Source organism: Paenibacillus amylolyticus (assembly GCF_036894225.1).
Lineage (GTDB): Bacteria > Bacillota > Bacilli > Paenibacillales > Paenibacillaceae > Paenibacillus > Paenibacillus amylolyticus.
The window spans coordinates 4,121,045-4,135,139 of record NZ_CP145892.1; the positions used below are offsets into that span (position 1 = coordinate 4,121,045).

The 14,095-nt window shown below is 43.0% G+C and carries 11 protein-coding genes; 2 read left to right on the top strand and 9 right to left on the bottom strand.

Annotated features, from left to right (window positions below):
* Positions 1–119 precede the first annotated feature (119 nt).
* Positions 120–974, bottom strand: a complete 855-nt coding sequence (gene licT, locus V6668_RS18200; RefSeq protein ID WP_036613466.1) for a BglG family transcription antiterminator LicT — start codon at positions 972–974, stop codon at positions 120–122.
* Positions 975–1,251: 277 nt separating this feature from the next.
* Here licT and V6668_RS18205 point away from each other — a divergent pair, with 277 nt between their 5' ends.
* Positions 1,252–2,274 carry a hypothetical protein gene (locus tag V6668_RS18205; protein ID WP_338706361.1) on the top strand — a complete coding sequence of 341 codons (1,023 nt, stop codon included), beginning with the start codon at positions 1,252–1,254 and terminating at the stop codon, positions 2,272–2,274.
* Positions 2,275–2,499: 225 nt separating this feature from the next.
* On the opposite strand, the gene V6668_RS18210 is transcribed toward V6668_RS18205, so the two are convergent.
* The 4 genes from V6668_RS18210 to zwf form a co-directional block, all read right to left on the bottom strand.
* On the bottom strand, positions 2,500–3,603 hold the full coding sequence (locus tag V6668_RS18210) for a metallophosphoesterase (RefSeq protein WP_338706362.1): 1,104 nt from the start codon (positions 3,601–3,603) through the stop codon (positions 2,500–2,502).
* A gap of 246 nt (positions 3,604–3,849) precedes the next feature.
* Positions 3,850–5,268 carry an NADP-dependent phosphogluconate dehydrogenase gene (gene gndA / locus V6668_RS18215; protein WP_036672842.1) on the bottom strand — a complete coding sequence of 473 codons (1,419 nt, stop codon included), beginning with the start codon at positions 5,266–5,268 and terminating at the stop codon, positions 3,850–3,852.
* A 68-nt stretch (positions 5,269–5,336) separates the two neighbouring features.
* The gene (gene fsa / locus V6668_RS18220) at positions 5,337–6,002 is read right to left on the bottom strand and encodes a fructose-6-phosphate aldolase (RefSeq protein WP_036613461.1); all 666 of its coding nucleotides are present in this window, start codon (positions 6,000–6,002) and stop codon (positions 5,337–5,339) included.
* Positions 6,003–6,038: 36 nt separating this feature from the next.
* Positions 6,039–7,562, bottom strand: coding sequence for a glucose-6-phosphate dehydrogenase (gene zwf, locus V6668_RS18225; protein ID WP_036613459.1), 1,524 nt, complete (start codon positions 7,560–7,562; stop codon positions 6,039–6,041).
* 112 nt (positions 7,563–7,674) lie between these two features.
* Here zwf and V6668_RS18230 point away from each other — a divergent pair, with 112 nt between their 5' ends.
* Positions 7,675–8,559, top strand: a complete 885-nt coding sequence (locus tag V6668_RS18230) for a LysR family transcriptional regulator (protein ID WP_036613457.1) — start codon at positions 7,675–7,677, stop codon at positions 8,557–8,559.
* A gap of 97 nt (positions 8,560–8,656) precedes the next feature.
* Here the strand turns inward: V6668_RS18230 and V6668_RS18235 are convergent, their stop codons facing one another.
* From V6668_RS18235 to V6668_RS18250, 4 genes are all read right to left on the bottom strand, one after another.
* On the bottom strand, positions 8,657–10,672 hold the full coding sequence (locus tag V6668_RS18235; RefSeq protein ID WP_338706365.1) for a chemotaxis protein CheA: 2,016 nt from the start codon (positions 10,670–10,672) through the stop codon (positions 8,657–8,659).
* A 14-nt stretch (positions 10,673–10,686) separates the two neighbouring features.
* Positions 10,687–11,112, bottom strand: a complete 426-nt coding sequence (locus V6668_RS18240) for a chemotaxis protein CheW (protein WP_017687852.1) — start codon at positions 11,110–11,112, stop codon at positions 10,687–10,689.
* Positions 11,113–11,136: 24 nt separating this feature from the next.
* Positions 11,137–12,726 (bottom strand): methyl-accepting chemotaxis protein, encoded by a 1,590-nt coding sequence (locus V6668_RS18245; protein ID WP_338706367.1) that lies wholly within the window; start codon positions 12,724–12,726, stop codon positions 11,137–11,139.
* A gap of 548 nt (positions 12,727–13,274) precedes the next feature.
* Positions 13,275–13,955: a hypothetical protein gene (locus V6668_RS18250; RefSeq protein WP_338706368.1), complete on the bottom strand. Its 681-nt coding sequence runs from the start codon at positions 13,953–13,955 to the stop codon at positions 13,275–13,277.
* Between the last annotated feature and the right edge of the window lie 140 nt (positions 13,956–14,095).

A 14,095-nucleotide genomic window follows, 5' to 3' on the forward strand; every position in this document is an offset into this window, starting at 1 on the left:
TCATTTTTCCAATAAAAAATACCCGAACGAATCTAGCGCATATGGATGGCGCCATCTCATTCGGGTATTGCCTGATTGAACAGTAACAAGCCCATAGGATATCCAGTTGTAATTTGATTCTATTGCGTGGACTTTTCGTCCCGCTTGGTTTTCATCAAACGTTCCAGATGGAGCGTTAGATATAACTGCTCAGAGTGAGTCATGTCATACTGATAGTTCTTATGGATAAAAGTCTCGATCTTGCCAATACATTTGAATGTCTCCGGATAGTTTTTCCGAACCACTTCATATAAATACTCCTCAGCATCATCATGTGAAGAATGGGTAATGACACGCTGACAGAAATATTTCAAATGGGTGATGAAGCGGAAATAATTGACGCTATCTTCATCCAATTCGACGTTGAAGTGATATTTGATGATATTCATGATCTCCTGCAACAGCTGCATCAGATGGGTGACATCGTTCATGGAATCATTGACTTCCGCATTGATGAAATGCAAGGCAATATTACAGATTTCATCTTTGGGAAACTCAATATCCAGTCTTTCCTTCAGCAAGGTCAGTGCTTCTCTGGCCACATCGTACTCCGCCTTATAGAAGTGCTGAACTTCCCAAGAAAGTGGATTACGAGTAATCATTCCTTTTTCCAAGCGTTGAACAGCAAAGTGAATGTGATCAGACAGCGAGACATAGATCCCGTCACTGATGGTTTTGTTCAATTGCGTTCGTGCCAGTGTCACAATATCATCTGTTGCCTGCAGAATCTCAATCGGCACTTCAGCTACGATGGATTTGAATTTCTCATAAATCGATGCATCCTGAAGACGAAATACCTTCTCAATCCGCTCTTCATCAATCTCATCGCCTGCTTTGAACTTAAATCCGATTCCCCGGCCGAGGATCAGTAGTTCCTGATTTTTGTCATCCACGGTACTGACAATATTGTTATTAAATATCTGTTTAATAATCATTATGGACCCACCTGGTTTTTTTTGAGGAATAAAAAAGGGCAAAACCAAAACAGAAATAATAAAATCATTTCCATAGTGGTTTTGCCCGCATTACCGGTAACAAGCCTCGGATATAATTTATCATAACCTGAAAACGGTGTCAACCCAAAAATAATACCGCTCTATTCCACTTTTTTAGATCATATGAAACATTTACCTTTTATGTTATGTTATGTTGAAATGCGATATACCCTTTGATATCTAATAATATGACCCAAACTAATCAGGAGGATTCACTTTGAAAAAAATCACTTCATTTACCGCCGTCATTGCTGCCATCTCGCTATTGTTATCAGCGCCGCCCACCTTGGCCGCAAAATCCAATGAACTCTCGTTAATAGAGAATTACATGTCCGCTGACCAGCTGGATCGGAAGACACAACAACTTTTGAGTGATGAACTAGTTAAACTCGTGGGGAAACAGAACATTCAATTCATCAAAATAGACACATCATTTGATCCGTGGGTCATTAACGGAACTATAGATGGAACTGGATTTGCAGATTTCACACAAAGATACGATCCTGATACAAATCATGTCGCGTCCACCCTTATCATGTATGATACCGCTGATCTCAATAAAGTCATGGATAATGCGCTGCTCCTGAAGCTTGATGCCTTCTTAAAAACATTTGAGGATGAAGATATCTTCATTAAAAGTGGTTTTTGGCGTTTCAAAGCCAATGATCAGGACCATGGACATTTACTCCAAAACTACTGGGTCATCTTTGGACCAAGTCAACAACTTTACATCGATGTGGACAAAGATAATCAAATGTCGGCAATTCTGCAATATAAAACCGAAGATTCCTATGCCTGGATGACAAACATAGCACGAAATTCACTCAAAACACTTGGAGTACCCTCAGTAAAAGCTTTTGATTACACCTTATTTACCGTAGAAGGAAAAGATATGTTATGGCAGTATAGGGATGACGACAATCTAAATTACGTACATATCGGCAGCAAGACCGGAAAGGTATGGAAAGTCACCAACGAATTAGGTATCGACTGGAAAAATGATGCTGATTTCAAAAAGTCTTTTGCTAAGCCCAAGCTCAGCAAAAACAAAGCACTATCTATCGCTGTACCTACAGTCAGATCTATATTTGGTATTGAGCTAAAAGGTTATTCCGTTCGTATCCAAGAGAACGAGTACACCTTCACGAAAAAAGGAGCCACGACGCTTATCGGTAAAATCAATACAAAAGGCGCATTTTATTCGTTTGAAGCCATTCCTTCAAAAGGGGTAAGAAACTAATTTACATAATAAAAAAACAGGCGGCTTGAAGCTCCGATTTCCGGGCATCGAGCCGTCTTATGTTAATATAAACTCCTTAATCAATCAGCATTCATCTAAATTTGCATAAGAAATACTCCGCGTTATGACGACAGTCGATTTGAGCTTGTCATCATACAGCGGAGCCAGTATCATCAATCTATGCTTGACGTGCTTATAAGGAGCCCTTCTCTCGAAGGCCTTTCATCATTGCTGGAAGGTCACATTAATCTGTACAATCTCCGAACGACTACTAGTACGAATTGGAGGTCCCCAGAATCCAAATCCTGACGTTACGATGGAGTGCATAGAGCCCTTTTGCAGATAACCCCAATCATTCTCGTAGATCGCTTGTGTAATGAACTGAGCCGGTGCAATCTGACCACGATGGGTGTGACCAGATACGACCAGATCTACATTATTCTGCTCCGCAATATCCAGATCATACGGCTGATGATCCATCATAAGTACCGGTAGGGTCAAATCAGTGCCTTGCATTAAAGTAGCGACTTCTGCCCGATCCTTCTCTGTTCGGTCTTTCCGTCCAATTAGGGTGATCTTGTCATCCAGGACAATCTTGTCATCGTACAGAACTTGCATGTTGCTCTTCTCCAGCGCAGCAATCAGATCTTCAATCGGACCATCGAACTTATCGTGATTCCCGAGTGAAGCATAGACGCCGTATGGGGCCTGAATATCACTGATAATATCGGCAATTCCGCTATTGCGGTACATATCCAGATTGTCATCAATAATATCTCCAGGATACAGCACCAGATCCGGCTTCAGTGCATTAATTTCCTCCACCATGCGTTTGGCATGTGCAGGGCCAGACAGAAGTCCGAAGTGCATATCGGCAGCCATGACAATGTTGAGCTTGTCTACACCTTCTACTTTTTTATCAATCTGGATATTATATGTTCTGACTACCGGGCTGTAAGCGTTAAAGATTCCATAACCCATTGTGGACACTAACAGCACCAGCGTAACAACTCCCGCCCATTTCTGTGTGTGATGTCTTGGAATACGGGTTAATCTAAGCAACCACATCGTGAGGTGAACGACGGGCAGGATCAACAATAACAACGAGAAGATTGCCAGCCAGTAAGAACCGATAATACCGAGGAACGAGATGCTTCCAAATACCCGTGCCAAAATGAAGGAAACGGCAAGGAATACAAGCGCTATAATATAGAACCATCGAAATCTGGCGGACACAACTGGTTTCATCCAACTCCAACCGCTCCAACCTATGTAGAACACTAATAAACCGTATACGACCAAAAATAATATACCTGCTAATACAAACATGCCCGGTCTAACCTCCACGTCAATAAGTTGTATTCTGAATTTTCATTACGGACACAGGTCCGTCTGAACAAGTATAACGTAGTTGAAGGGTCAGATCATCTGTTTGCCAAACCCAGATTCGTACATTTTATTACAATTTGATGATATTCAAATTCGAACCATTAACGAGAAAAAGCATTCCCGCTGCCGCCCTGAATAATTAAATTCAAGGACAACTGCAGGAATGCTATATTTTCGAAATTAAAATTACTCGTTAGTGTCCATCCACTGGAAGTGGAATGAACCTTCTTTGTCAACACGTTTGAATGTGTGAGCACCGAAGTAGTCACGTTGAGCTTGCAGCAAGTTTGCTGGCAAACGCTCTGTACGGTAGCTGTCGTAGTAAGACAGTGCGCTGGAGAATCCAGGTACTGGAATACCTTGTTTTACAGCAGCCGCTATAACTTCACGCCATGCACCTTGATAAGATTCAACGATGTTTTGGAAGTAAGGATCCAAGAGCAGGTTTTTGAGTTCTGCATCTTTGTCATATGCTTCTTTAATGTTTTGCAAGAACTGCGAACGGATGATGCAACCACCACGGAAGATCATGGCAATGTTACCGTATTTCAGATCCCAGCCGTATTCATCGGAAGCTGCACGCATTTGTGCAAATCCTTGTGCATAGGATACGATTTTACTTGCAAACAATGCTTTACGCACGTTCTCGATGAACGCTTTTTTGTCGCCGGAGAACGCTTCAGTCGCTGGTCCATTCAGGATTTTGCTAGCTGCTACACGCTCGTCCTTCATCGCAGAGAGGAAACGGGAGAATACGGATTCCGTAATCATGGACAATGGAACGCCGAGATCCAGCGCACTTTGGCTTGTCCATTTACCTGTTCCTTTTTGTCCAGCCGCGTCCAGAATAACGTCAACCATTGGTTTGCCTGTTTCTGGATCGTATTTGGAGAAAATATCTGCCGTGATTTCGATCAGGTAGCTGTCCAGCTCCCCTTGATTCCACTCGGTGAAGATCTCATGCAGCTCTTCAACGGAAACGTTCAATACGGATTTGAGCAAGTGATAAGCTTCACCAATCAACTGCATATCTCCGTACTCGATACCGTTATGCACCATTTTCACATAGTGTCCGGCACCGTCTGGTCCGATATATGTGCTGCAAGCGTCATCGCCAACTTTGGCAGAGATCGCTGTAAGGATCGGTTCTACCAACTGATAAGCACTTTCCTGACCGCCTGGCATGATTGCCGGGCCTTTCAGTGCGCCTTCTTCACCACCGGATACACCTGCTCCGATGAAGCGGAAACCTTTTTCTTCCAGTTCTTTACTGCGACGTTGTGTGTCAGGGAAGTAAGCATTACCTCCATCGATAATAATGTCGCCTTGATCCAGATGAGGAAGCAGTTGCTCGATCGTTGCATCTGTTGCTTTACCTGCTTGCACCATGATCAGAATTTTACGCGGAGACTCCAGGGATTCCACGAATTCTTCAATAGTGAACGCACCTGTCAGGTTTTTACCTTCTGCTTCTTTCAGAAGATCGTTCGTTTTCTCCGGGGAACGGTTAAATACCGATACCGAGAAACCTTTGCTTTCAATATTCAAAGCCAGGTTTTTACCCATTACTGCCAATCCAATAACACCAATCTGTTGTTTACTCATTATGTCCTCCCAATGCTCCATGATTTATATAGTTTTATTGTAAGTTGAAACGAATATATATTCAGTGATTATTGTACTGTTTTTTTCCAGTCAGCTGCAAATTTGTCCATACCTTGATCTGTCAGCGGGTGTTTGGAGATCTGTTCAATGACGGAGAATGGAACAGTAGCAATATGTGCTCCAGCCATCGCTACACGTGTAACGTGATCCGGATGTCTTACAGAAGCCGCAATAATCTGTGCATCCAGGTTATGTGTACGGAACAATTCAGCAATTTTGGTAACCAATTGTACGCCATCCTCAGAGATATCATCAAGACGTCCCAGGAATGGGGATACATATGTCGCACCAGCACGAGCAGCCAGAAGCGCCTGGTTCACAGTGAAGATCAACGTTACGTTGGTTTTCACACCTTTTTTGGTCAAGTAACGGCAAGCTTCAAGTCCTGCTAGTGTCATCGGCAATTTGATCGTGATGTTTTTGTCGCTGTTGTTAATTTTGATCAACTCGTCTGCTTGCGCGATCATTTCTTCAGCAGTAAGGGCATCTGGTGTCACTTCCGCAGAAACGGACTCCACTTCAGGTACCAAACGCAAGATTTCTTCAATACGATCTTCGAATTTCACGCCTTCTTTGGCTACCAAAGATGGGTTTGTTGTTACGCCAGACAATACGCCGATTTTGTATGCTTTTTGGATATCTTCCACGTTAGCTGTATCGATAAAAAATTTCATGATTAAATTACCTCCAGATATATTTTTTATTTTGGTTTAGAGATTCGCATTAACCGCCAAGGGTATGCTATTTGTAACTACAGACTCCTGATCCGCCGGCTCATCAAACCACCAGTGGTGACCTTCTTCTTCAAGCATAACATCTGATTCAACCGGTCCATAGCTACCCGCAGGATACAGGTGAAGTGGCAACAGATTTTCCTGGAATGCATCCAGAATTGGCTGCACCCATGCCCATGACAATTCTACTTCATCCCAGTGGGCAAAGAAGGTTGGATCACCCAGCAAAGCATCACGAATCAGATTCTCATAAGCTTCCGCAAGGTCACCTTTGTCCGGAGAAAGATCAATATGAACCGGCTTGAATTCACCTTTATTCTCAGGATCACTTGCATTCAGTTGCAATGTCATGCTCTGATCCGGACTCATCTCAATGACAAGCAGGTTTGGCTTGGAACCCTTGTTTTTCAGCACATTTGTCTGTCCTGAAGGTTCTTTGAATTCAATCACGATACGTGTTGATTTCTCCTTCATTCTTTTACCCGTGCGAATGTAAAACGGAACACCACGCCAGAAGAAATCATCAATTTGCAATTTGGCAGCAATGAATGTGTCATTCATCGTATTCTCGGCTACACCCGGTTCAGCAGTATACGCATTTACCGGTTTACCTTGAATGTTGCCTTCTGCATACTGTCCACGGATGATGTTTGCGCCCACAGTTTGTTTTTGTAACGGCTGGATCGATTCCATAATGTGTTTTTTCTTCAATCCAACTTTTTCGGAAGTACTGTTGTATGGAAGCTGAATCGCCATCATCATGAGCAATTGCAACATATGATTCTGGAACATGTCTCGCACTGCACCAACATGATCATAATAGGATGCACGTTCTTCGACACCTACAGTCTCATTCGCCGTAATTTGCACATTGGAGATGTAACGGTTGTTCCATAACGCCTTCATGATTGGGTTACTCTGATGCAACGTCTCCAGACGCTGTACCATCGGTTTGCCCAAATAGTGGTCAATCCGATAAATCTCTTCCTCCGTGAACGATTCGCTTAATTTGCGATTAAGGTCTCTGGCGGACTGTAGATCGTGACCAAATGGCTTCTCGATAACGAGGCGTTTCCATCCCTCTGTGGAACCCAGTCCACTTTCTTGAATGTTCTCGGCAATCGGTTCGAAAAATTCCGGACCAACCGAGAGATAAAACAAGCGATTGGACGGAATGCCAAGTTCAGCTTCTCTTTGTTCAACTAATCCCAACAGCTTTATATAATCTTCCTTATGGCTTATATTCAATACACTGTAGCGGAAAGCTTTCACAAATGACTTCACAACTTCAGGATCAGCTTGGCGTCTGGAAAATTCATTTAATGATTTTTCCACTTGTGCCTGAAAGAATTCATCAGACCAATCTCTACGCCCCAGACCAATCAATGAGAAGGTTTCAGGAAGCTTCTGCTCAAGATATAAGTTATATAAGGCAGGATATATTTTTCTTTTGGCTAAATCGCCAGTTGCACCAAATAAAACAATGGTAGTTGGTTCCATCTTACCGTTCTCCTTCCAAGTAACTCTGGTTTCTTTGTTGTAGTTACACTATAATACGTTTTATAGCCATACAAGTAATTAATATATTTCACAGGAGCTATAGACCACATCTATGACTACAAATTACGAACTATATAAAGTCTTTTATTGGGCCGCCAAAACGGGAAGTCTGACACAGGCTGCGAAAGCACTGTATATCACTCAACCCAGCGTCAGTCATGCCATTAAGCAATTGGAAGAGAGCTTTGGTCTTACCTTGTTTTATCGAAATTCCAAGGGTGTAGCGCTGACACAGGAAGGTGCCAGTCTATACTCCTATATTGAACAATCCCAGATTCTGATCTCACTTGCAGAAGAAAAAATGGCCGCACTGAAGAATCTCGACAATGGTGAACTCCGGATTGGTGGCAGTGACTCCCTGTTCAAGCATTACATGCTGGCGTATCTAGAGGAATTCCACACCTTGTACCCTAATATCAAGCTACATCTGAGTCATGGAACTACGCCGGAAGTCATCACCTTTCTGAAAGAAGGCAAGATTGATCTTGGTGTTGTTCGGATGCCCATTGTTGATCCACAGCTAGAAGTCAGGGAAAGTATTCAGTTGAAGGACTGTTTTGTAGCTGGGGAACGTTATGCTCAGTTGAAGGGTAAAATCATGACACTTGAGATGCTTCTGGAGCATCAACTGATCCTCTTCTCCCGGAACAGCCGTGTTCGGATGGCTATAACTGAGTTGTTTAACAGCTATAATTACACGTTAAAACCTGAGATTGAGGTTGGTAGTGTTGATCTGTTGATTGAGTTTGCGCGTCGAGGACTGGGTATTTCCTATGTCACACGTGAATTTATATCCAAAGAGCTGGAGGAAGGCTCTCTCTTCGAAATTCAGCTTGATGTCCCGCTCCCCCCTTCCCATGTGGGGATTATGACCAAACGCAATATGCCGATCTCTCTGGCAGCCAACCGGTTTATGGATCTCATTTTCAAATCCTGAGTGGTCACAATGTCAAAAGGTACAACAAAGAGCCCCACCGTCCAGTTATGGATGATGAGGCTTTTTGGCCTGCATAAAAATTGTGTTTATCTAACGATTAAAGACTCACCAGATAGGACGCGTCCAATATAAGGGCAACCTTACCATTACCGAGGATCGTTGCTCCAGATAGATGGTTCATCGCTCCCAGATACGTACCGAGTGTCTTAATAACGACTTCCTGATTTCCTATAATCTCATCTACTGCGTAAGCTGCAATTTTATCAACGGAACGCACGATCACCAGTGGAATGGTCTTGGATTTGCGGTCTGTTCGTGGATAGTTGAGCCTGTCGCACAGTCGGTGAAAAGGTACAATTCGTCCATGATTCAGGATCGCTTGTTGCCCCTGGATCATCTGAATATCTTCAGGTGAAATTCGAACAATCTCAGCAACATTATACATCGGCAAGATCAGCACACGACCCGATACTTTGACTAACAGACCTTTAATAATCGCCAGTGTGAGCGGTAGACGAATCGTAAACGTGGTACCCACACCAACCTCCGTATCAATATCAATGATGCCGTTGAGTCGCCCGATCTGACTACGCACGATGTCCATTCCAACACCGCGTCCTGATACTTCACTGACAGAAGAAGCCGTCGAGAAGCCAGGTTCAAATATGAGGTGGACAGCTTCCTGTGTTGTTAGGCGTGTAGCCTGTTCCTCACTAATGATGCCCTTGCCCAAGGCGGAAGCTTTAATCTTCTCACCATCGATACCTTTGCCATCATCCGAATAACGAATGACAACATGATTTTCTTCATGAAACGAAGTTAATGTAATACGTCCTTTGGACGGCTTACCGTTCTCCGCCCGAATCTCTGCACTTTCAATGCCATGATCTGCACTGTTGCGGATGAGATGGATCAGCGGGTCACTCAGTTCTTCAATAATCATCCGGTCAAGCTCAGTCTCTCCACCTTGAATAACCAGTTCCAGATCCTTACCCAGCTTCTGTGATAGGTCACGAACCAATCTCGGGAAGCGACTGAATAGTTGATCAATGGGTAACATCCGTGTCTTCATTACACCTTCTTGGAGTTCCTTGATTACCCTGCCCATATGATCGGATACACCACTAATACTCCGGATGAGTGGTGAAGACTCCTTACGCGCACCCGATCCACTCAGATCTGCAAGGGATGTCTGATCAATTAACAGTTCACCGACCAAATTCATCAAATGGTCCAGACGTTCAACACTCACACGAACTGTAGGTTGAGCAGCTTTCACTTTCTCATCCGGCCCAGTTGTATTTACGGTAGGAAAGCTTTGTTTCGTTTGCTCTGTTTCAGAGATTAATTCAAGTGGTGCAGACGTCGCTGCAACCTCATTGGATTCCAGCAGATATGGATTAATCTCCAGCATATGAATATCCGAGTCTGAAGACAGCTCTGCCTTAAGCTGCTGTTGGTCATTCGACGTTGCTACGATGATGATGAACTGACCATAATGATCATCTTCATTCTGCGCGCCCGGTTGACTCTCCATGAGCGAAGTAGCGACAACCGTACCACAGATGTCCTCAATGCGTTGTCGTAAAATATGATATCTGGCCGCTTTCATCATGCACTTCTGCTCCAGCACAACATGAATGGACAATAACTGCTTCCCTGACACAATAGCTACCTGTGCCATAATCGATTCTGCTGGTTGCAATTGAGGTATTATAAGTTTTCCGACTACTGCCGGAGTCTGAATTAAATCCTTTATTTCTCTTACTACTGCTCGAAAATCTGCATAGGCTTCCCCACGAATGTACTGATCCCGAAGTACCTTCATGGCGTCCAAAGAGCGGAACAACGTATCAATTAGCTCCGAAGTCATCTCCGGTTTTTTCTCCCGGACCCATTCAAGAGCATACTCCACTTCATGCGTGAGGTCGCTTAATTCACGGAAATCCATTGTGGATGCCGATCCCTTGATAGTATGGGCTGCCCGAAACAGCGTCTGAACCAGTTCTACAGATGGCGAAAGCTCCAATGCCAATAAAGACTGATCCATACGTTCCAGTTGATCATTCAGTTCTTCGATAAAGATGTCACGGTAGGCAGACAAATCCATCATTCATATATACCTCCCTAACCGCCCAATATTTCGTCCAGTTTCAAAATGCCCACAAGCTTGTCTTCCTGTTGACCCACACCATGGAATAAACCTTCACGGTTACGACCATATCCGCCGGTTGGCGGATGAATTTCGGAATATGTGGTTACCTTGTTCACCCGATCCACGATCAAGCCAATATATTCTTCCTGATGTCGAACTACGATAATACGCGTTGCTCTGGTGTCCGGTTCATCCGGCATACCCAGCAGGTTCCGCAGACTCATCACACATACAACCTTGCCACGCAGATTAACTACCCCTTTGATCTCTGGGCGGCTAAATGGAATATCTGTAATGCTAAGCATTTTAATAATTTCGTGAATTTCTTCGATTCGAATGGCGCAAGTCTCTGCACCTACAGACAGTTCAATATATTGTTCCTTCTGAAGTGAAGACATCGATTCACCCTCAATTCAATTTTATTAATTTGTTTTGAAGGCAGCTGCCGAATTTGCCAATTCTTCCGCCAGACGTGCCAGAGATTGGCATGTTGCCGCTGTCTCTTCAGACGCTGCAGCGGATTCCTCACTGGAAGCCGAGATGGATTCAACAGAGCTCATCACCTCTGCGGCTTGGGCTGCTTCTTCTTCACATGCAGCAGCAATTTCGTTTACTTTCTGTGAGGAGTTATTGACCATATCAATGATCTGATCAAACGCCTGTCCAGTCATGGAAGACTGCTCAACACTGGCTACTACAGCCTGTACACTTTGTCTCGTATTTTCCTGCATTGCTTTGATGATGGCTGTAATTTCTTTGGTCGCCTCGCCACTTCGTTCGGCAAGCTTCCGGACTTCATCTGCTACTACGGCGAATCCTCGTCCTTGTTCTCCGGCACGTGCCGCTTCAATTGCAGCATTCAGCGCTAGCAGATTGGTCTGCTCAGCAATATCGTCAATCACTTCAATGATGTCACCGATTTTACGAGAATCATCTTCAAGTTTAGTCATTTTTGTATTAACAGCTTGCATACCTTCCAATGAAGTCTGTACAACAAGTCCACCTTCACGAGCAGTCTTCACCGTATCGTTGGACAGTTCAGCCGCTTCTTCCGCACTTGCAGCGACGGAGTTAATGGCAAGTGAAAGCTCCTTGAACAATTCGGAGATATTTCCCGCCTCACTGGATTGGCTTGTGCTGGTGCTCGCAATTTCCTGTGTGCTGGCTGAGATCTGTTCCGAAGAAGCAGCAACACTTTGGGAGTTCATCACGATATTGTTAATTAACTCTTTCAGATTATCGACCATCCGATTCAGTGCCGCGGCTAGTTGACCCACTTCATCTTTGCTGGAGATGTCTGACTTAAGTGTCAGATTTCCGTTGGCAACTTCTGTAGCTAGACCCAGCATGGCCATGAGTGGCTTCGAAATGGAGCGAGAGATGATATATCCAATGAGAATACTGAAGAGTACGGACAGAACCACAAGAATTATCGTTACTTTAAATGCTTGTGAATAGGCAGCCTGAGATTGTATATTCGCCTGTTCAGCCATACTTTCATTAAGGTCGATCAAATTGGTAAGGAGTTCTACAATCCTGTCTCCTTGTGGTTTAAGCTCAGATTTAAGGAAGGTATTAAAGGCACTTTGATCATCTGCGACAGCCAGATTAGTTGCTCGTTCAAACATTGTTAAATATCCTGGATATTCCGCATCAAAATTACGGAGTAACTCTATTTCTTCAGGGGTTGTTGCAAGCGGACGATAGATGGTCAGGCGATCATTCACACTCTGACGGATCGAAGCGATGTTCTCCGTGATCCGAGTTTTTTCGGTTTCAACGGTTTCGAAGCTCAAATCACGCACGTTCACACGCATTCTTTGATAATCAATCTGAGCAGATGATAATTCTTTGACAGAGATTAGATTGTTGTTATACATCTCTTGCATTCGTTCATTCGTACTTCTCAATGTTACTACAGAGTAGACGCCAAGCGCCGCAAGGATTATCGACACAACTAAAAACGCTGAGATAATCTTTGTTGCTGTTTTCATATTTCCAAACCACTTCATGTAATCTCCTCCTAGGCATCGTAGTGTCCAGTTATGTATATAACGCTTGGTAAACCCTTCTCTAGGTCGCGCTCCAGACAACTTACGATCTATTTCGACATAAATATATTAAAACTGAATAGAAGATTTTTATTTTTATAAATTTGCACTATTATGAATTTTTATTTCAGATATAAAGAATCTTCTTTTTAATATAAATTATACTTTTTACCTATTAAATTGCTTTTTACATTTACATGCATACGTATAATCAACATTCTGCATTGACTTACACATACATTCTCCATACATTTTTTCATGTGACATGATCTTCTTATATTTACATAAGAAGTTGTATAGTTCTTACGTCTAACAAATATCATTTTCCATGTGTAAAAATTATGTATTTTGCTGCACACACTCAACATTTCAAGACTTAAGTCTAATAAATACTTACTCATACTGAGTCCATTTCCCCATAAAAAAACCAAACCCGAATCAACAAAGTTTGGTTTTGAAGCGAAAAAATATACTTTAAATTAACATAAAACCCGTTTAAAACTAATTACTTATGTGTTATATAACTGCTCCAGTTCAATTAAGCGGTCCTTAATCCTGTGCGGAATAATATCAAACAGATTATCCCACGTCATGAACATCTCCTGTTTTAGTAAATATTCTTCGAACTCCATGGTAGGTACAAACGCTTTGGTTTGCAGATAACGCTCCACCTGAGCATCGATCTGTTCATTCGTTTCAAAATAATCTTGAAACAACTCATTCACAAGTAGCCCATCACATCCAGCTTCGGCACCTGCTGCACTATACAGGTTTGGCAATAACTCAAATACAACCGGAAGTGGTGAGAAAGCATGTTTGCCAGGCTGTGAGTACAGACATACATGATGTCCAACCACATTGACCCGCCCCTTCAACAATCCGCGCAGCACCTTTCCATGAAAACTGGCTTCACAATCTACTACCTCTCCGTCATGACCCACATAAACCCATACATGCTCCATTTCATACAGATGTCCAATCTCATAATCCCACCAGATTGCATATTCAATTACATATTGTACTGCCTCGGTCGGAAACTTAATATCCCGTCTGAACGATGGTGAAGGCCCAGATCGATGCAACACAGAAATGCCAACAAAATCAGGATAAAAGGGTTCGGCTCTGTCAAACATCAAAATAGGTGCATAACTCATTGCAGTTTCAAGCGTATCCATTTCTGACATGTTCATTTATGAGTCCTCCGTTTTTGTTGGATGTTCATACTATACTAACAGAGAACGTAACACACTGACTCAGGCATTATGAATTTTCTCTAATATAATACCAACCCCCTCCGTGACTTCTTACGATTATTACATCGACACATAAA